Source organism: Methylobacterium sp. A54F, assembly GCF_053346035.1.
Map to the genome: position 1 here is coordinate 196,478 of NZ_JBKFBF010000001.1, position 19,505 is coordinate 215,982.

General features: G+C 72.0%; 17 protein-coding genes. 9 read left to right on the forward strand and 8 right to left on the reverse strand.

The window, feature by feature from the left end; genetic code table 11:
* The first annotated feature begins 9 nt into the window (after positions 1-9).
* Positions 10-849, forward strand: coding sequence for a ParA family protein (locus tag ACLBXP_RS00980; protein ID WP_447665650.1), 840 nt, complete (start codon positions 10-12; stop codon positions 847-849).
* A 64-nt stretch (positions 850-913) separates the two neighbouring features.
* Positions 914-1,804 (forward strand): ParB/RepB/Spo0J family partition protein, encoded by an 891-nt coding sequence (locus ACLBXP_RS00985; RefSeq protein ID WP_447665651.1) that lies wholly within the window; start codon positions 914-916, stop codon positions 1,802-1,804.
* Between the two features lie 16 nt (positions 1,805-1,820).
* On the opposite strand, the gene ACLBXP_RS00990 is transcribed toward ACLBXP_RS00985, so the two are convergent.
* The 5 genes from ACLBXP_RS00990 to leuS form a co-directional block, all read right to left on the reverse strand.
* Positions 1,821-2,543 carry a sulfite exporter TauE/SafE family protein gene (locus ACLBXP_RS00990; protein ID WP_447665652.1) on the reverse strand — a complete coding sequence of 241 codons (723 nt, stop codon included), beginning with the start codon at positions 2,541-2,543 and terminating at the stop codon, positions 1,821-1,823.
* Between the two features lie 229 nt (positions 2,544-2,772).
* Positions 2,773-4,473 (reverse strand): methyl-accepting chemotaxis protein, encoded by a 1,701-nt coding sequence (locus ACLBXP_RS00995; RefSeq protein ID WP_447665653.1) that lies wholly within the window; start codon positions 4,471-4,473, stop codon positions 2,773-2,775.
* Positions 4,474-4,771: 298 nt separating this feature from the next.
* Positions 4,772-5,800 (reverse strand): DNA polymerase III subunit delta, encoded by a 1,029-nt coding sequence (gene holA, locus ACLBXP_RS01000; protein ID WP_447665654.1) that lies wholly within the window; start codon positions 5,798-5,800, stop codon positions 4,772-4,774.
* Positions 5,801-5,813: 13 nt separating this feature from the next.
* Positions 5,814-6,332 (reverse strand): LPS assembly lipoprotein LptE, encoded by a 519-nt coding sequence (gene lptE / locus ACLBXP_RS01005; protein ID WP_447666199.1) that lies wholly within the window; start codon positions 6,330-6,332, stop codon positions 5,814-5,816.
* A 187-nt stretch (positions 6,333-6,519) separates the two neighbouring features.
* Positions 6,520-9,132: a leucine--tRNA ligase gene (gene leuS / locus ACLBXP_RS01010; protein ID WP_447665655.1), complete on the reverse strand. Its 2,613-nt coding sequence runs from the start codon at positions 9,130-9,132 to the stop codon at positions 6,520-6,522.
* Between the two features lie 254 nt (positions 9,133-9,386).
* Here leuS and ACLBXP_RS01015 point away from each other — a divergent pair, with 254 nt between their 5' ends.
* The gene (locus ACLBXP_RS01015) at positions 9,387-10,088 is read left to right on the forward strand and encodes a YggS family pyridoxal phosphate-dependent enzyme (RefSeq protein WP_447665656.1); all 702 of its coding nucleotides are present in this window, start codon (positions 9,387-9,389) and stop codon (positions 10,086-10,088) included.
* A gap of 2 nt (positions 10,089-10,090) precedes the next feature.
* On the opposite strand, the gene ACLBXP_RS01020 is transcribed toward ACLBXP_RS01015, so the two are convergent.
* Entirely contained in the window at positions 10,091-10,549 is a 459-nt protein-coding gene (locus ACLBXP_RS01020) for a MarR family winged helix-turn-helix transcriptional regulator (protein WP_447665657.1), read from the reverse strand.
* Positions 10,550-10,707: 158 nt separating this feature from the next.
* Entirely contained in the window at positions 10,708-11,247 is a 540-nt protein-coding gene (locus tag ACLBXP_RS01025) for a L,D-transpeptidase family protein (protein ID WP_447665658.1), read from the reverse strand.
* A 309-nt stretch (positions 11,248-11,556) separates the two neighbouring features.
* Between ACLBXP_RS01025 and ACLBXP_RS01030 the strand changes: the two genes are divergently transcribed.
* The 6 genes from ACLBXP_RS01030 to ACLBXP_RS01055 all read left to right on the forward strand — a co-directional run bounded on the left by ACLBXP_RS01030 (position 11,557) and on the right by ACLBXP_RS01055 (position 18,081).
* Entirely contained in the window at positions 11,557-12,243 is a 687-nt protein-coding gene (locus ACLBXP_RS01030) for a response regulator transcription factor (protein ID WP_447665659.1), read from the forward strand.
* Positions 12,244-12,342: 99 nt separating this feature from the next.
* Positions 12,343-12,825 (forward strand): cyclic nucleotide-binding domain-containing protein, encoded by a 483-nt coding sequence (locus ACLBXP_RS01035; RefSeq protein ID WP_447665660.1) that lies wholly within the window; start codon positions 12,343-12,345, stop codon positions 12,823-12,825.
* 69 nt (positions 12,826-12,894) lie between these two features.
* The gene (gene dapD, locus ACLBXP_RS01040) at positions 12,895-13,749 is read left to right on the forward strand and encodes a 2,3,4,5-tetrahydropyridine-2,6-dicarboxylate N-succinyltransferase (RefSeq protein ID WP_447665661.1); all 855 of its coding nucleotides are present in this window, start codon (positions 12,895-12,897) and stop codon (positions 13,747-13,749) included.
* Between the two features lie 8 nt (positions 13,750-13,757).
* A complete protein-coding gene (locus ACLBXP_RS01045) occupies positions 13,758-14,669 on the forward strand; it encodes an alpha/beta fold hydrolase (RefSeq protein WP_447665662.1) in 912 nt (303 codons plus the stop codon).
* Between the two features lie 217 nt (positions 14,670-14,886).
* The gene (locus ACLBXP_RS01050) at positions 14,887-15,771 is read left to right on the forward strand and encodes an acid phosphatase (protein ID WP_447665663.1); all 885 of its coding nucleotides are present in this window, start codon (positions 14,887-14,889) and stop codon (positions 15,769-15,771) included.
* A gap of 105 nt (positions 15,772-15,876) precedes the next feature.
* A complete protein-coding gene (locus tag ACLBXP_RS01055; protein ID WP_447665664.1) occupies positions 15,877-18,081 on the forward strand; it encodes a TonB-dependent siderophore receptor in 2,205 nt (734 codons plus the stop codon).
* A 46-nt stretch (positions 18,082-18,127) separates the two neighbouring features.
* Here the strand turns inward: ACLBXP_RS01055 and ispG are convergent, their stop codons facing one another.
* Complete coding sequence (gene ispG / locus ACLBXP_RS01060; protein ID WP_447665665.1) at positions 18,128-19,441, reverse strand: flavodoxin-dependent (E)-4-hydroxy-3-methylbut-2-enyl-diphosphate synthase; 1,314 nt, start codon at positions 19,439-19,441, stop codon at positions 18,128-18,130.
* Positions 19,442-19,505 lie beyond the last annotated feature (64 nt).

Genomic DNA, 19,505 nt, shown 5'->3' on the forward strand with positions numbered 1-19,505 from the left:
CGCGAAACCATGACAAGCGAAGCCTCGCCCTCCCCTGCCGAAGCGGAGCGGCCGCTGCGGATCCTCGCGCTCGCCAACCAGAAGGGCGGCGTCGGCAAGACCACGACGGCGATCAACCTCGGCACGGCGCTGGCCGCCATCGGCGAGCGCGTGCTGGTGATCGACCTCGACCCGCAGGGCAACGCCTCGACGGGTCTCGGCATCGATCGCCGCCAGCGCCGGGTCTCCACCTACGAGGTCATGGCCGGCGAGGCGACGCTCGCCCAGGCCGTGGTGCCGACCGCCGTGCCCCGGCTGTCGGTGGCGCCCTCCACCATGGACCTGCTCGGCCTCGAACTCGAACTCGCGAGCGCGCCGGACCGGGCGCACCGCCTGCGCAACATCCTGAAGGGGCTCGACCCCGCGGATGGACCGGAGCGCGTCAGCTACGTGCTGATCGACTGCCCGCCCTCCCTGAACCTCCTCACCATCAACGCCCTGGCAGCCGCCGACGCGGTGCTGGTGCCCCTGCAATGCGAGTTCTTCGCCCTGGAGGGCCTGAGCCAGCTTCTGCGCACCGTCGAGCAGGTTCGCGCGGCGCTCAACCCGCGCCTCACCATCCAGGGTGTGGTGCTGACGATGTTCGACCCGCGCAACAACCTTTCGGCGCAGGTGGTGGCGGATGTCCGCGGCTTCATGGGCGAGAAGGTCTACGAGACCATGATCCCCCGCAACGTGCGGGTCTCGGAGGCGCCGTCCCACGGCAAGCCGGTCCTGCTCTACGACCTGAAATGCGCGGGCGCGCAGGCGTATCTGCGCCTCGCCTCCGAGGTGATCCAGCGGGAAGGCCGGGTGCCGGTGGCGGCCTGACGGGTTCCCGGGGCCGCATCGCGCGGTCTCATGCAAGCGTAACGGAGTGGTGCGGGTGGCAGCGATGGCGGACGAAGGGGCACGGCCCCGGCTGGGGCGCGGCCTCGCGGCCCTGATCGGGGATTTTCAGGGACCGCCCGCCGACGGGTCCGCCCCCCAGCCACAGCGCAAAGTGGCGATCGAGTTCCTGCGCCCGAACCCGCGCAACCCCCGGCGGCGCTTCAGCGACACCGAGCTCGACGAGCTGGCGGAGTCGATCCGCGCCCGCGGCATCATCCAGCCGATCGTCGCGCGGGCGCTGGCCAGCGTGCCCGGCACCTTCGAGATCGTCGCGGGCGAGCGCCGCTGGCGCGCCGCCCAGCGGGCCGGCCACACCGAGGTGCCGGTGGTGGTGGTCGAGATCGACGACAAGGCCTCGCTCGAATTCGCGATCCTCGAGAACGTCCAGCGCACCGACCTCAACGCCATCGAGGAGGCCGCCGGCTACGAGCGGCTGATGAGCGAGTTCTCCTACAGCCAGCGCGAGCTCGCCGAGATCCTCGGCAAGAGCCGCAGCCACCTCGCCAACACCCTGCGCCTCCTCCAGCTGCCGGCCCCGATCCAGGACCGGGTCGTGGCGGGCGAGATCACCGCCGGGCATGCCCGCGCGCTGCTGGCGGTGCGCGATCCCGCGGCGGTGGCCCGGCGCATCGTGGAGGAGGGGCTCTCGGTGCGCGACGTGGAGGCCCTCGCCTCCGCGGAGGCGCCGGAGACGGAGGGGCCCCGCCCCGGCCGGCCGCGCGGTCTCACCGAGAAGACCGCCGAGATCCGCTCCCTGGAGCAGGCCATGGCCCGCGCCCTCGGCCTCGGCGTCGCCGTCCGGTCGAAGCAGAGCGGCACCGGCGAGATCCGCATCCGCTACGAGTCCGCCGACGAGCTCGACGCCCTCTGCCGCCGCCTCGGCGCGACGCCCTGAGCAGGCCCCGGGCCGCCTAGTGGGCGGCGCCCCACAGCAGGCTGGCACCGGAGGCGAGCAGCAGGGCGTCCATGATGTGCCGGAAGGCGTCCGGCGCGAGGCGCAGCACGAACGGCTTGGCGATGAAGGCCCCGGCCATCAGCGAGGCTCCCACCACGAGGCCGCGGGCGAGGTCGTCCGTCCCCAGCGCACCGGCCCCCTGGAACGTCAGGGTCTTGGTCGCGTAGATCGCGAGGGAGGCCGCGGCCTCGGTCCCGATGAACGCCCCCTTGGTCAGCCCGTAGCCGAGGAAGACCGGAACCGAGGCCGGCCCCGTCGAGGCGACGATGCCGGTCAGGAACCCGATGACGGCGCCCGCCACCGCGAGGTGCGGCAGCCGGAGCCGGACGAGGTTGGCGGCGAGCCACCGCCGCGCCGGGATCATGGCGAGCAGGAACAGCCCGATGGCGAGATCGACGGCCCGCGGCGGCAGGACCAGCATCGTGCGGGCGCCGACGACGGCCGCCGGCACCCCGGTCGCCGCGTAGGCCGCGAACGCCCGCCGATCCACCTCCCGCCACCAGGCGAGGATGCGCGACACGTTCGCCATCACGGCGGCCACGGCCATGATCGGGATCGCCTGCTTCGGCCCGTAGACGGCGGCCAGCACCGGCACCAGCATGATCGACGACCCCGTGCCGATGACGCCGCTGACGATGCCGGCCACGAGGCCGATGCCGAGGATCAGGATCAGGCCCACGCGTTCGTCCCCATTGCCGCCGGCCCGACCTTGCCCGGGCGAGGGGGCGGCCTGCAAGCCGGGCCGCGGGGGGGGGCCCTGGTCCCCGATCCTCTCCCGCACGGGTGGGGCGCGTCGCGCTGCCCGCGTCCGCCCAAGGCGGCGCGGGGCCTCAGGATTGCGCCGGGGGAGGGCGCGGGCCTATCCGCGCCGGCGCGCCGCGAAATCCGGCGTCCCCGCCCGGCTCCGATCAGGCCGCCCGGACCGTCGCCAGGAAGCGGTGCACCTCCGCCGACAGGTGCTCGGACTGGCGCGACAGCTCGGAGGCCGAGGCCAGGACCTGGGTCGCGGCGGCGCCCGTCTCCTCCGAGGCCTGGGCGACGCCCGCGATGTTCGTCGTGACGTTCGTGGTACCGGTGGAGGCCTCGGCGACGTTGCGCACGATCTCCTGGGTCGCGGCGCCCTGCTCCTCGACCGCCGCGGAGATCGTCGTCGCCACCGCATTGATCTCGCGGATGCGCGCCGTGATCGAGCCGATCGCCCCGACCGCCTGTCCGGTGGCACCCTGGATGCGCCCGATCTGGCCGCCGATCTCGTCGGTGGCCCGCGCGGTCTGGTTGGCCAGCTCCTTCACCTCCGCGGCGACCACCGCGAAGCCCCGGCCCGCCTCCCCGGCGCGAGCCGCCTCGATGGTGGCGTTGAGCGCGAGCAGGTTGGTCTGCGCCGCGATCGTGGAGATGAGCTGCACCACGTCGCCGACGCGCGCGACGGCCTCGCTCAGCTCGTGCACCAGCGTCGCGGTCTGGTCGGCCTCGCCGACTGCCCGCTGGGCGAGGTCGGCGGAGCCGGAGACCTGCCGGCCGATCTCCTGCACAGAGGTTCCGAGCTCCTCGGCGGCGGAGGCGACCGTGGTGACGTTGGCGGCGGCCTCCTCGGCGGCCGACGCCACGGTAGTCGACTGGTCGGCCGTCGCGGTCGCGGTGGCCGTCATCTGCTGCGCCGTCGCCTGCAGCTCCGTCGCCGAGGACGAGACCCGGCCGACGATGCTGCCGACGGCGGTCTCGAACCCCGCCGCCAGCTCCAGCATCGTGCGCCTCCGCTCGGCGGCGGCAGCCTCGTCCGCGATCTGCCGGCGCTCGGCCTCCTCGGCCGCCTTCCGGGCGACCATCGTGCGGATGCCCGCGACGGCCCGGCCCACGGCGCCGATCTCGTCGCCCCGCCCCGCCTCCCGGATCTCGGAGTCGACCTCGCCCTGGGCCATCCGCTGGAGAACCCCGACGAGGCCGCCGAGGGGCCGCGTGATGCCGACGACCACGATGGTCCCGGCGAGCCCGAGCGCCGCCAGCAGACCCGCGACGGTCGCGCCGACCAGGAGCGTGGTCGCCTGATCGGCCTGCGCCTGCGCGTCGGCCTTGGCCTGCGCGAATTGCTGCGTCAGCAGGTCGATCCGGGTCTGAACCGCCTCGCGGACCTTCGCGCGCGCCGCCGAGCCCTCGATCAGCGCGAGCTTGGACGCGGCGTCGCCCTCGTTCTTCAGCCCGAGGGCCACGACACGGTCCGCGAGGACGTAGTACGCCTCGATGATCTCGCGCAGCTTCTGGTTGGCCTGCCGCCGCTCCGCCGTATCGGCGAGGCCGATCAGCCTGTCGACGGAGGCGTAGGTCAGCGTGACCGCCGCGTCGTAGCGTGCCTTGTAGCCCGCCATCTGCTCCTCGCGGAGCTCGATGATGATGTTGCGGCTCTGGACGGTCGCCTCGGTCACGCCGAGCCGGACGTTCAGGATGTTCTCCAGCCGTGCGGCCTGGACATCGACGATCTCGCGGGAGCGGAAGGCGAGGTCGTTGAGCGCGTTGCGCGCATAGGCGACGAGGCCGGCGGTGACGAGCGTCATGAGGAGGAGCGGCACCGCTACCTTGAAGAGCACCCGGCCGTTGCGCACGAAACTCGTCATCGTCCTGCCCTGCATCGCGTATCAGTCATGCTGGATGGCAGTATTGATTTGGTTTGGTTAACCACAACTATGACGTGTACCGTCCGGCCCTAAACCTTCGGACGCCAATTGCTCGGAAAAATATAAAACGGCGATCCAGCACCGCGCATCGTGATCTTTTATTGATCAAATCGGCACGGGTGACGAGCCCGGCCTGAGACCGCCGATGGATCAGCCTCGCGAGGCTCGTCTTTCCGGAGGGGTGTCCTCGGCCTGTGCAGGGCTCGCGGGCACCCCCGTGGGCCGCCCTCCCTCCCCGTCAGCCGCGCCGCTTCGCCTCCCCGGCGATCCGCAGCAGCACGGCCGAGGCATGCGCGTGGGCGAGGCCGGGCTCGGCGCGCCGGCAGGCCAGCACGGCCTCCTGCAGGATCTGCACCGCCTGGCGCAGGGCGGCGGGCGACCAGCGGGCGAGCTGCTGCTCCACGATGGCCTTGCGACGGAAGTGCAGGCCGCGCCAGCCCGCCACCAGGGCGCTCGGGCTCTTGCCCTCCCCGTCGAGGCGGGTGGCCAGCAGGGTCAGGGCGTGGCGCAGTGCCGAGCCGAGCATCACCGAAGGGTCGAGGCCCTCATGGCGGAAGCGGCGGTAGTCGCGCTCGACCGCGCCGCCGCGGCCCGCGAAGGCCGCGTCGATCAGCGTGTTGAGGACGCTCCCGGCCACGTCGCTGACCACCGCCTCGACGTGGTCGAGGCCGACCTGCCCCTCCCCCGCCGCGTAGAGGGCGAGCTTCTCGATCTCCTGCAGGCTCGCCCGCCGGTCCCCGCCGAGGCTCGCCACGAGCACCTCCCGGGCCTCCCGGTCGATGCGCAGGCCATGCTCCTGCAGGGTGCGGTCGACGAGGTCGGCGAGCGCGCGCTCGTCGTCCGGATAGCAGGGTACGGCGAGCGCGCGCTGGGACTTCTCGCAGACCGTGCGCAGCGGCGCGGACTTGGCGAGGTCTCCGGCCTCCACCACGATGCGGGCGCCGCCGGTCTCCGCCCGCAGCACGGCCTCGACGGCCGGCGCGTAGTTGCGGCTGCCGGGCCGCACCCAGATCGTGCGCTCCGCCCCGAACAGGCCCACGGTCCCGGCCTCGTCGCTGAGGCGGCCGGGATCGGAGGCGAGGGTGTCGCCGTCGATCTTCACCAGCGCGAAGGGATCGTTGGGGTCGCTCACGAAGCGCTCGGCGAGGCGCTTGGCGCGTTCCGCGACGAGGCCGGTGTCGGGCCCGTAGACGAGGATGAGGGCGATGCGCGGGTCGGGGCCCCGGCGCAGCAGGGCTTCCACCTCGCCGGGCTTGACGGCGGTCATCGCGGGCGCCCGGTCAGGGCTTCGCGACCAGCACCGAGGCGACGCGGGTCTTGATCTGCTCCGCCAGCACCTTCGCGAGGCGGATCTCGGCATCGCGCGCCGCGCGGAGCGAGGCGAAGCGCTGCACCGAGCGGTCGTAGGTCGCCGTCGAGGTGGCGACGCCCTCGGCGATGACCTTGCGGCTGTCGAGGCTCTCCAGGGTGTAGCGGACGTTCGCCACGATGGTGCCGGCCTCGGCGCGGCCGGTCTGGGTCGAGACGATCGGCGTCTGCACCGCCTCGCTGCCCTGCATCTTCAGGCGGTAGCGCTTGGGCGCGGGCTGGCCGGAGCCGTCGAGATCGAAGATCAGCTCGCTGCGCAGGTAGTGCCCGATCCGCTCCTGGCCCTGGGCCATGGCGATGTCGTCGACCTGGATGGAGGCCAGCAGGGCGCCCATCGGCTCACCGGAGGCGGTGGGCCCGTAGAGCGGGCGGAAGCAGGCCGAGAGGTTCAGGGCGAGCGCCGCGACGACGCCGAGGCGCACCGCGCGCATGCCCACCCGCCCGCGGACCGTACCGCTTGCCTGACCCGCCATCGCCGCGCCGCCCTGGTTCATTCCACCCCGCCTCATAAGCCGATCCCTGCCCCCGCGTCACCAGCATGGACGATCAAGCTTTACGGTTCGTGAGATTGCCCGCCCTCTGCGGCCGGACCGTGGCGGCCCGGCCGTCCGCGAGCCCTCATGCGACGAGGTTCACGATCCGCCCCGGGACCACGATCACCTTGCGGGGCGCGCGGCCCTCGAGCGCCCGCTGCACCGGCTCCAGGGCCAGCACGGCGGCCTCCACGGCCTTCGCATCCGCATCCCGGGGCACCGTCACGTCGGCGCGCTTCTTCCCGTTGATCTGAACGGGCAGGGTGATCTCGTCCTCGACGAGGAGGCCCCGGTCCGCCATTGGCCAGGCGGCCTCCGCCACCAGGCCGGCGCGCCCGAGCGCCTGCCAGCAGGCCTCGGCGAGGTGGGGCATCATCGGCGCGACGAGCTGCACCAGGATCCCGGCCGCCTCGTCCGCGACCCGCCCCGCTGCCCCGACCCGCAGCCCCTCCTCCAGGGCGTTCGCCAGCGTGTAGATGTGGGCCACGCAGCGGTTGAACCGGAGCCGCTCCACATCCTCCTCGACGGAGGCCAGCGCCCGGTGGGCCGCCTTGCGCAGCGCCAGATCGGCCGCCGCATCGGGCGTGCCGCCGGACGCCGCGCCGGACGCGGCATGGACGAGGCGCCAGATGCGCTGGACGAAGCGCGAGGCGCCCTGGACGCCCTCCTCGGTCCAGATCACGTCCCGCTCGGGGGGCGAGTCGGAGAGCATGAACCAGCGGGCGGTGTCGGCGCCGTAGGAGGCGATGATGTCGTCCGGGTCCACGACGTTCTTCTTGGACTTCGACATCTTCTCGGTGGAGCCGATCTCGATCGGCGCCCCGGTTTTCACGTGGAACGCGCGGCGCTCCCCGCCCTCGCTCGCGAACCGGATGTCGGCGGGCGGCACCCAGGCGCCGGCCGCGTCCTTGTAGGTCTCGTGAACCACCATGCCCTGCGTGAACAGGCCCGCGAAGGGCTCCGACAGGCCGGACCAGCCGGTCTCCCGCATCGCCCGCATGAAGAAGCGCGCGTAGAGGAGGTGCAGGATCGCGTGCTCGATGCCGCCGATGTACTGGTCCACCGCCAGCCAGTGGTCGACCGCCCGCCGATCGGTCGGCTCCTCGGCGAGCCAGGGCGCCGTGAAGCGCGCGTAGTACCAGGACGAGTCCACGAAGGTGTCCATGGTGTCGGTCTCGCGCCGCGCCGCGCCGCCGCAGCGGGGGCAGGGCACGTTGCGCCACGCGGCGTCCCGCTCCAACGGGTTGCCGGGCACATCGAACGACACCTCGTCCGGCAGCTGCACGGGCAGGTCGGCGACCGGCACCGGCACGGCGCCGCAGGCCTCGCAGTGGATGATCGGGATCGGGCAGCCCCAGTAGCGCTGGCGCGAGACGCCCCAGTCGCGCAGGCGGAACTGCACCTTGCGCCGGGCGACGGGCGCGCCGCCGCGCTGCTCCTCCTCCAGGCGATGGGCCACCGCCCGGAACGCCTCGTCGGTGGTCATGTCGTCGAGGAAGCGCGAGTTGATCATCCGGCCCTCGCCGTCATAGGCGGTGTCGGTGATCACGAAGCCTGCCGCGTCCTGCCCCTCCGGGCAGACCACCGGCGTGTTGCCCAGCCCGTACTTGTTCGCGAAATCGAGGTCGCGCTGGTCGTGCGCCGGGCAGCCGAACACCGCGCCGGTGCCGTACTCCATCAGCACGAAGTTCGCGACGTAGACGGGCAGCAGCCAGGACGGGTCGAGGGGATGGCGCACCCTGAGGCCGGTGTCGTGGCCGAGCTTCTCGGCCGTGTCGATCGCCTCCTGGGCGGTCCCGGTGCGGTGGCACGCCTCGATGAAGGCACGCAGCTCCGGGCTCGTGCGCGCGAGCACCGTCGCCAGGGGGTGGTCGGCGGCGATGGCCAGGAACTTCGCGCCGAACAAGGTGTCCGGCCGGGTGGTGTAGACCGTGATCTCGTCGGCCGCGTCCTTCGGCGGCGCGTCGAGGCCGAACCGGACCTCGAGACCCTCCGAGCGCCCGATCCAGTTCTTCTGCATCAGCCGGACCTTCTCGGGCCAGCGCTCCAGGCGGTCGAGCTCGTCGAGGAGATCCTGCGCGAAATCCGTGATGCGCAGGAACCACTGGGTCAGCTCGCGCTGCTCGACCAGGGCGCCCGAGCGCCAGCCGCGCCCGTCGATGACCTGCTCGTTGGCCAGCACGGTGTGGTCGACGGGGTCCCAGTTCACCTTCGCGGTCCGCCGCGCGACGAGGCCCTTCTCCAGGAAGTCGAGGAACAGGCGCTGCTGGTGCTTGTAGTAGGCCGGATCGCAGGTCGCGACCTCCCGGCTCCAGTCGAGCGACAGGCCCATGCTCTGCAGCTGGCCGCGCATGGTCGCGATGTTGGCATAGGTCCAGTCGCGCGGATTGACCTTGCGCTCCATCGCGGCGTTCTCGGCCGGCAGGCCGAAGGCGTCCCACCCCATCGGGTGGAGCACGTTGAAGCCCTTCGCCCGCTTGTAGCGGGCCACCACGTCGCCCATCGCGTAGTTGCGCACGTGGCCCATGTGGATGCGCCCGGACGGGTAGGGGAACATCTCGAGGACGTAGTATTTCGGGCGCGGATCGTCGTTCCGGGTCTCGAACAGGTGCGCGTCGGCCCAGGCCTGCTGCCAGTGCGGCTCGGACTCCTTGGCGTTGTAGCGCTCCGGGCGGGCGCTGTCGGTGGTGCTCGTCATGGGACTCCGTCGGACGGAACTTCGCCGGGGCCGGGTTCGGACGGCTCGCGGGAGGGGAAAGCCGAACGGCCACCGGGCCTTGGCGGGGCGGTCGCTTCGCGTCGCCCGACTACCACACGCGGGCGGGCGATGGTCAACAAAAGCGGGCCCGGATGGTGCGCAGGCTCGGGCCCGGGGCTCGCGCGGCGCGCGGCACTTGCGGCGGGCGGGCGAGGTGCTAGGCACCCATCCGAACAGGACCGCATGGACGCGCCATGACCGACCCCACTGCCCCCCTCGCCGCCCCCGATCCGGCTGCCGCCCTCGCGGAGGTCCGCGACGGCATCCGGCGCGCCGCCGAGGATGCCGAGCGCGATCCGGCGTCCGTCAGCCTGATCGCCGTCTCGAAGACCGTGCTGGCCGAGGGCATCCAGCCGGCCATCCAGGCCGGGCAGCGCCTGTTCGGCGAGAACTACGTCCAGGAAACCCGCGCCAAGTGGCCCGCCCTGCGCGAGCGGCACCCCGACATCGAGCTGCACCTGATCGGCCCACTCCAGTCGAACAAGGCGCGGGACGCCGTCGAGCTGTTCGACGTCATCCACACGCTGGACCGCCTCTCCCTCGCTGCTGCCCTGGCCAAGGAGATCGCGCGCGCGGGCCGTGCGCCGAAGCTGCTCATCCAGGTCAACACCGGGGACGAGCCGCAGAAGGGCGGCGTGTCGCCCACGCAGTTCGACACCCTCTACCTGGAGGCGCGGGATACGCACGGGCTCGCCATCCAGGGCCTCATGTGCATTCCGCCCGCCGAGGACCCGCCGTCCGCGCACTTCGCCCTGCTGGCCCGCATCGCGGAGCGCCACAACCTGCCGATCCTCTCGATGGGCATGAGCGCCGACTATCCGGCCGCGGTCCAGATGGGCGCGACGCATGTCCGGGTCGGCACGGCGATCTTCGGGGCGCGCCCCCGGAAGGCCTGAGGTCAGCTCCGGCCGACCACGCGGCCGAGGGCGAGGCGAAGCCTGTCGGCATCGGAGGCGCCGTATTCGGCCTCGAACGCCGCCTGCGCGGCCCGCCAGGGGCCGCGGGCGGCGGCGAGCCGCGCGCGGCCGGCCTCGGTCAGGCTCAGGGAGCGGGCCCGGGCATCCCGGCCGATGCCCGCGTGGATCAGGCCGTCCCGCTGCAGCGGGCGCACCGTCCGCCCGGTCGCCGTCCGGTCCATCACGAGGAGCCGGGCGAGCTCGTGGATGGCGAGCGCGCCGTACCGGTCGAGGGTGGCGAGCACCGCATACTGCGTGGAGCGCAGCTCGACATCCGCGAGGTGCCGGTCGTAGAGCTGCGTGATCCGGCGCGCGGCCTGGCGCACCGCGAGGCAGTGGCACGGGGAAGCGGGCGGGTGCTCCTTCGTCGGCGCGGCGCCATGCTCTCCCACGATCGACACCTGTTTCCCTGCGCTGCGAACGCGATCGACGCGCGACCGTTCGGGTGAACGCCGCGGAGCGGATCACCGTTCTCGTTAGTCAACCAACGGCCCAGCTGTCAAAGCCGCGGTTGCGACGCGCGAACGATCGGTTTGCCGGCTGACGAAAACGGTTGCCGTCAGCCGATGATGAGATGCGTGCGCGGTCCGAGGCGGCGGAGGAGGCGGACGAGATCGGCGCGACGGAGCGCGACGCAGCCCTCCGTCGGGGGAAAGCCCGGTCGGGCCACGTGCAGGAAGATGGCCGAGCCGCGTCCGGGCCGGATCGGCGCGCGGTTGTAGTCCAGGTCGAGGACGACGTCGTAGAGGTCGTCCTCGCGCCACATCAGCTCCGTCCGGGCGCGCACGGGCAGGCGCACCGGGCGGTTGTAGCGGCGATCCGCGGGGTCGTCGCACCAGCCGTCGTTGGGGCGCGTCGCCCGCAGGCGCAGCGGGCAGCCGGGGCGCGCCCCGAACCGGTCCGGCCGGTAGGCACCCCCGCGCAGCCGGAACCGCCCGCGCGGCGAGGCACCGTCGCCCTCGCGCTTGCCGACCCGGATGCCGCCCCGCCCGAGGGCGCAGGGCAGGATGCTGCCGCCGGCGAGAACCTGGCCCCGTCGCGGATCGAGGACGGAGGCGCGCACGCGCAGGCGGGACAGGGTGGTGCGGATCGTCGGCATCCGGCGTTCATGGAGACTTGTGCGGGCCGCAGGCAAGCGGCATCGACAGGGGAGGATGCCCGCTTTCCGCGCGAAAATGCTGAATAATTGCGCGCAAGCCAATTCCCTGCGCGACGATTCGCATTATTCTGTGCGTATGCCCGCATCACGAGGACGAGGCCCATTGAGCATCGAGACGGCAGCGAGCGTCATCCCGTCGTGTGGGCGGCTCCCCTCGCCGCGGGCGGGTTCGGCGGATCGACCGCGCGGTCCCGGCCCTGAGGCTTGATCCGGTGCGCAGGCCCGAGAGTTTTTGAGAGTTACCGGACGATGTCGAATTCCTACCGCCTCCTGATCTGCGACGACGACGCGATCCTGCGGGAGACGCTGACCGAGCAGTTCGAACTCCACGACGAGTTCTCGGTCGTGAGCGATCCCGATGCGAACCACGCCATCGCCCGCGTGGCCGAGGAGCGGATCGACCTCGCGGTGATGGATGTCGGCCTGCCCGACATGGACGGGCGCGAGGCCGTGCGGATCATGCGCCGCACCGGCTTCCGCGGGCCCGTCATCATGCTGACGGCGCAGGATTCCGAGGAGGACACCGTCGAGGGCCTCGAGGCGGGCGCCAACGACTACGTGACGAAGCCGTTCAAGTTCGCGGTGCTGCTCGCGCGCATCCGCGCCCACCTGCGCAGCCACGAGGCGAGCGAGGACGCGATCTTCCAGATCGGCCCCTACACGTTCCGTCCGGGCGCCAAGCTCCTCGTCGGCGAGCGCGGCTCCAAGCTGAAGCTGACCGAGAAGGAAACCGCGATCCTGCGCTTCCTCTACCGCGCGGGGCGCGAGGTGGTGGGGCGCGACACGCTGCTTGCCGAGGTCTGGGGCTACAACGCCCACGTCACGACCCACACGCTCGAGACGCACATCTATCGCCTGCGCCAGAAGATCGAGCCGAACCCCGCCATCGCGGCCATCCTCGTCACCGAGGCCGGGGGCTACAAGCTGCTGCCCTGAGCGCAACCGCGCGATTCCCTCTAGGTCGCCGCGCGGCCGATCGGCTAAAGGTTCGCCGATCGCGGTCGCGCCGGGACGCGGAGTTGAGGGACGCGGAGTTTGGGGCTCGACGACGACATTGCGATCCTCGCCGCCGCGCCCGTCTTCGGCTTCATGGAGCGCGACGCCCTGCGCCTCCTCACCTTCGCCGCGGAGCGGCGCAGCCTCGAACCCGGCGACCTGCTGTTCAGCCGCGGCGAGCGCTCGGACGGCGGCTTCGTGGTCCTTTCCGGCACGATCGAGCTGGCCCCGCGGGTCGCGGGTGCGGAGCCGGTCCGGGCCGGCCGGTCGGCCTTGATCGGCCAGCTCGCCCTGTTCGTGCGCGGCGATCGCCCGACGGACGCCCGGGCCGTCACGGACGCCGAGGTGATGCGTATCACCCCGACGCTGATGCGCCGGGTGCTGGAGGAGTTCCCCGACGCCACCGCCTCGATCCACGCGACCCTCGCGGCCGACCTCGCGGACTTGTCGCGCAGCCTCATGCGGGTGGGCGAGGCCTTCGAGGGCATTCCCGCCCAGGGACGATCCACGGATTTCGTATGACAGGTCGCGGGGAATTTTTGTAAGCACGGCCCCTGTTTCATCCTCGGTCAGTCCGCGAACGGAAGCCTCATGTCCCACGTCGAGTCCCACGCCGATCTCGCCAGCACCGTCGAAGCCGCCTGGGAGGACCGCGCCGGCATCGACACGAGCACCCGCGGCCCCGTCCGCGAGGCCGTGGATGCGGCGCTGGAGCTGCTCGACTCGGGCCGGGCCCGCGTCGCCGAGAAGTCCGGGGACGGCTGGACGGTCAACCAGTGGCTCAAGAAGGCGGTGCTGCTCTCCTTCCGCCTCAACGACATGGCGCCGATGACCGGCGGCCCGAATGGCGCGCCGTGGTGGGACAAGGTGCCGTCGAAGTTCGAGGGCTGGGGCGAGGCCGAGTTCCGGGGCGCCGGGTTCCGGGCGGTTCCGGGCTGCTTCGTGCGGCGCGGCTCCTTCATCGCGCCGGGCGCGGTCCTGATGCCGTCCTTCATCAACCTCGGCGCCCACGTGGGCCGCGGCACCATGGTCGACACCTGGGTGACCATCGGCTCCTGCGCGCAGGTCGGCGAGAACTGCCACATCTCGGGCGGCGCCGGCATCGCGGGCGTGCTGGAGCCCCTGCAGGCCAACCCCGTCATCATCGAGGACAATTGCTTCATCGGCGCCCGCGCCGAGGTGGCCGAGGGCGTCATCATCGGCGAGGGCAGCGTGCTCTCGATGGGCGTCTACATCGGCGCCTCGACCCGCATCGTCGATCGCACCACCGGCGAGGTCATGTACGGCCGCGTGCCGCCCTACTCCGTGGTGGTCTCCGGCACGATGCCGGGCAAGCCGCTGCCGGACGGGACGCCCGGGCCTGGCCTGTACTGCGCCGTGATCGTCAAGCGGGTCGATGCCGGCACGCGCGCCAAGACCGGCATCAACGAGCTTCTGCGCACCTGAGGCGCTGCGTGCCGCCCGAGATCGCGCCCTCCCCCCTCCACCTGCAGGTCTCCGGTCACGCCCTGCCGACGCCCTGCGACGTGGTGGGCGCGGGCCCCGACGCGCTGCTGCTGCCCGCGCTCTCCTCGATCTCGGCCCGCTCGGAGATGCAGGGCCTCGCCCGCGCGCTGGCCGGCACGCAGCGCTGCCGCGTGCCGGACTGGCCGGGCTTCGGCGCGCACCCGCGGGTGCGCCTGCCCCTGGCGCCCGAGACGCTCCACGCCTTCCTGGACGCGTTGCTCGCCGCCGCGCCCGGGCCCTACGCCCTCGGGCTCGCGGCGGGGCACGCGGCCGGCTACCTGCTCGCGGCGGCAGGCCGCCACCCCGGCCTCTTCGGGCGCATCGTCCTCGTGGCACCGACCTGGCGGGGCCCGCTCCCGACCGCCATGGGGCCCGAGCGCCGGCCCCTCTACCGCCGGATCCGCCGCGCCGTCGAGCTGCCGCTCCTCGGCGAGGCGCTCTACCGGCTCAACATCAGCCCGCCGGTGATCGGCCGGATGATGCGCGCCCACGTCTACGCCGATCCGGCCCACGTCACGCCCGAGGTCGTCCGGGCGAAGCACGCGGTGACCCGGCAGGTGAACGGGCGCTTCGGCACGGCCGCCTTCGTGACGGGCGGGCTCGATCCCGTCGAGACGCGGGAGGGCTTCCTCGCACTCCTCGGGGACGGTCTGCCGCCCGTCCACGTCCTGCGGCCCGAGCACGCGCCGCGGCGCTCCGGCGCCGAGATGGACGCGCTCATCGCCTCGGGCCGGGTCACCGCGGCCACCATCCCCGGCGCGCTCAGCCCCCACGAGGAATTTCCCGCAGCCGTCGCGGCGGCAATCCGTGCCATCATGCCTCCGTCGCACGTGGCCTCTAAGAGCCTGCTTGATTCATGACAGCGGAGGGCTGTCGGACCGGTGGCGGTTGTCCAGCCCATCCCCCTCATCCCGAGGTGCTGCGAAGCAGCCTCGAAGGAGCCGTCCAGAAGCCGCGCGATCCCCGGCGCCCTCCTTCGAGGCCGCCGACGCGGCACCTCAGGATGAGGTAACGCGTTGGAATAACGCCTCAAACAGGCTCTAAGAGCTGATCCCTCTCGCATCGAACAGGACCCGGATGCCCCGCCTGCTCCCCCTCCTCGCCGCCCTCGCCCTCGCGACGCACGCCACGGGCGCCCTGGCGGAGCCGGGCAAGCCCGAGAAGGCGATCGCACCCTTTCCCGAGAACGAGCGCAGCGCGCCGTCGGTCGGCGCCGATCCGGTCCGGCCCGACAAGCCGGCGCACAAGCCCTACCTCGGGGACGCCACCGCCCCCGACACCAAGGCGATCCTGCCGCCGCCGCCGCCGAGCCATTCGGCCGCGGAGACCGCCGACCGCGCGGCCTTCAACGCCACCCGGGGCCTCAAGGGCAGCCCGCGGTGGGAGCTCGCCACCTCCGACGTGGCGGAGGGCGCCTCGGCCATCCTCGACACCTTCGCGTGCGTGCTCGGCACCCGCATCGATGCGACGCGCGTTCCGGCCCTCGTGAACCTCCTGGAGCGCGCCCGCCTCGACATCGCCCGCGCCACCCGCGGCCCCAAGGTGCATTACCGCCGCCTGCGGCCCTTCGTGGGCAACGAGGCGCCCATCTGCGTCCAGCGGACCCAGCAGCTGGCGGACAGCTACAGCTACCCCTCGGGGCACGCCACGCAGGGCTGGGCCTACGCGCTGATCATGGCGTCGCTGGTTCCCGAGAAGGCCACCCCCCTCCTCACCCGCGGCCGCGCCTACACCGAGAGCCGCGTCGTCTGCGGCGTGCACTGGCTGAGCGACATCGAGGCCGGGCGCACCAACGGCGCGTCCGTCGTCGCCGCGCTCCAGGGCGACGCCACGTTCCGGGGCGACCTCGACCGCGCCCGGGGCGAGATCGCGCGGGTCCTCGCCCAGGGCGGCACGGCGCCGGACGCCGCGATCTGTGCCCGGGAAGACGCAGCCGCCAAGGAACCGATACTGCAGTTTTGAACCGTTCTAACCCCATGGTTTAATTGGGGAATTCGGCTTGCCCGGCCAAGCTTGCCCTGCCAAGTATGCCTCAGTTCGCGCAACCGTGACGCTGAGGTCCGACCCATGCCACGCCTACCCCGCTCGCGCCGCCTCGCGGCCGGCCTGGCCCTGACGCCCCTCGCGCTCGCAAGCGGGGCCGGCGCGCAGGAGGCGACCGTGCGCCTCAACGAGATCGCGGTCGAGGGCGTGACGGCACCGGGCCCGGCGACCGGCACCGGAACGGGTCTCGCCATCGGCAACGGCGGGGCCACCAGCGGCGGCGGCGGCGGCCCGAGCGGCGTCGTGGGCTACACCGCCAAGGCGAGCCCGACGGCGACCAAGACCAACACCCCGCTGATCGAGACCCCGCAATCCGTCACCGTCGTCACCCGCGAGCAGCTCAACGACCGCAACGTGCAGACGCTGAACGAGGCGCTGGCCTATACGCCGGGCGCGGCGACGAACGTCGCGGGCTTCGACCCGCGCTTCGATGCGATCTACATCCGCGGCTTCGAGGTCACCTACAACGGCATCTTCCGGGACGGCCTGCGCCAGGTCGGCGCGAACCTCACGCTGCCGCGGATCGAGCCGTACGGGCTGGAGGCGGTGACGATCCTGCGCGGGCCCGCGGCCGGCCTCTACGGCCTCGGATCCCCCGGCGGAATCCTCGACGCGACCACGAAGCGACCGCTCTTCACGCCCTTCGGCGAGCTGATCTTCCAGGCCGGAAACTACGACCGCTACCAGGGCAACTTCGATTTCGGCGGCCCCGTCGAAGGCTCGGGCGGCACGATGGCCTATCGCCTCACGGGCATCGTGCGCCAGTCGGACACCTTCCTGCCCGGCGCCAAGGACGATCGCATCAACATCGCGCCGGCCTTCACCTGGAAGCCCTCGGCCGACACCACCTTCACGCTGCTGACCGAGTATCAGAACTCGACCCTTCCGGGCACGGCGTTCTTCTACAACTTCCCGGGCTTTCGCGTCTCGCGCTTCTACTCGGGCGACGCACGGTTCAACGACGTCAAGCAGGAGCAGTACCGGATCGGGTACGCGTTCGAGCATAAGTTCACGCCCGACCTGATCTTCCGCCAGAATTTCCGCTTCTACGACACCTTCGTCGATTTCAAGTACGTCTCCATCGACTCGATCGACGATGCCCGAACCGTCGGCACGCGCTCGAACGGCCGCCTGCGCGAGGCGCTGCGGCAGGCGACCGTGGACAACCAGATCGAGGGCCACTTCGTCACCGGCCCCATCAGCCATACGGTGCTGGCCGGCGTCGACTACACGCACTACGACTTCGGTACCCGCTCGGGCTTCGGGCCCGTGCCGAGCCTGGACCTCGTCAACCTGAACTACGGGCAGCAGTTCATCGCCTCGCCGGCCCTCGGCGCGACCTCGCGCCAGTCGCAGGATCAGGTCGGCGTCTACCTGCAGGAGCAGGCCAAGCTCGATCGCTTCGTGCTGACCCTGACCGGCCGCCACGACTGGGTGTTCCAGAACAACACGAACGCCGCCGGCGCGGCGACCAGCCAGAACGACACCGCCTTCACCGGGCGCGTCGGGCTCAACTACCTGCTCACGCCGAGCTTCGTGCCTTACGCGAGCTACGCCACGACCTTCAACCCGCAGGTCGGTACCGACGTGAACGGCAACCCGTTCCGGCCGGCCACGGGCGACCAGATCGAGGCGGGCGTGAAGTTCCTCGTCCCGGGCACCAACATCCAGGGCTCGATTGCGGGCTTCGACATCGTCCAGTCGTCGATCCTGCGCCAGGACCCGCTCAACGTCGCCAACCAGGTGGCGACGGGCGCAGTGCGCTCCCGCGGCTTCGAGATGGAGGCCACGGCGAACCTCGCCCCGGGCACGAACCTGACGGTGGCCTACAGCCACCTCAACTTCCGCTTCATCCGGCAGTCGGACTTCCTCGGCAACGTGCTGGACGGCAACGCGCTCTCGGGCATCCCGGGGGACAGCTTCTCGGGCTTCCTGACCTACCTGTTCCCGACCTACTCGCCCCTGCGGGGCCTGACGCTCGGCGGCGGCGTGCGCTTCACGACCAACAACTTCGCCGACGACCTGAACACCGTCCGCAATCCCACCGTCACCCAGTTCGACGCCCTGCTCGCCTACGACTTCGCGGCGCTCGACCCGAAGTACAAGGGCTTCCGGGCGCAGGTGAACGCCTTCAACGTCTTCGACCGCAACTACACCACCTGCCAGGCGGGCTTCTGCTACCGCGGCGCGCCCGCCACGGTGATCGGCAGCCTGATCTATCGCTGGTGAGCGGGGCTTCCGGGCCGCGCCCAGGGGCGGCCCGGGACTTGTCCGCCTACTCCGCCGCGGAGCGGGCGCCCTGGCCGAAGCGGCGCTCGATGTAGTCGATGACGATCGTCTCGAAGTCCTTGGCGAGCGTCGCGCCGCGCAGCGTCATCGCCTTCTTGCCGTCGATGAAGACCGGGGCGGTGGGGGTCTCGCCGGTGCCGGGCAGCGAGATGCCGATGTCGGCGTGCTTCGACTCGCCGGGTCCGTTCACGATGCAGCCCATCACGGCGACGTTCAGCCCCTCGACGCCCGGATAGGTCTTCTTCCACTCCGGCATCGAGCGGGTGATCCAGCTCTGGATGTCGCGGGCGAGCTCCTGGAAGGTCGTCGAGGTGGTGCGGCCGCAGCCCGGGCAGGCGGCCACCAGCGGCACGAAGGTGCGGAAGCCCATCGTCTGCAGGAGTTCCTGGCTCGCCTTCACCTCCAGCGTCCGGTCGCCGCCGGGCTCGGGGGTGAGCGAGTAGCGGATGGTGTCGCCGATGCCCTCCTGCAGGAGGACGCCGATGGCGGCCGACGCCGCGACGATGCCCTTCGAGCCCATGCCGGCCTCGGTCAGGCCGAGGTGGATCGCGTAGTCCGAGCGGCGCGCCACCTCGCGGTAGACCGCGATGAGGTCCTGCACGGCCGAGACCTTGGCGGAGAGGATGATGCGGTCCTGCGGCAGGCCGAGGGCCTCGGCGCGCCGGGCCGAGGACAGGGCGGACTGCACCATGGCCTCGCGCATGACCGCGCGGGCATCGATCGGGCGCGCGGACCGGGCGTTCTCGTCCATCAGGTGCGTCAGCAGCTCGCCGTCCAGCGAACCCCAGTTCGCGCCGATGCGCACGGTCTTCCCGTAGCGGATCGCCTGCTCGATGATGGTCGAGAACTGGGTGTCCTTCTTCTCCTTGAAGCCGACGTTGCCGGGGTTGATCCGGTACTTGGCGAGCGCCTCGGCGCAGGCCGGATGGTCGGAGAGGAGCTTGTGGCCGATGTAGTGGAAGTCGCCGACGAGGGGCACGTGCACGCCGATGCGGTCGAGCCGCTCGCGGATCTTCGGCACCGCGGCCGCCGCCTCGTCGCGGTCGACGGTGATGCGCACGAGCTCCGAGCCGACCCGCGCGAGCGCGGCGACCTGCGCGACGGTGGCGTCGATGTCGGCCGTGTCGGTGTTCGTCATCGACTGCACGACGATCGGCGCGCCGCCGCCCACCGTGACGGCGCCCTCGCCGCTCCCGATCTGGACGCCGACGGTGCGGTGCCGGGGGGCCGGCCCTGCGATCTCCGGACCGGTCGCGGCGACCGGGTTCGCGGCGAGGGTGGCGGCTTCCATGGCTTCCATCTGAGACCTTGCTGGGACCTTGGCTGAGACCGTGCGCGGGCTCCTGGCCGGCGAGCGTCGGCGG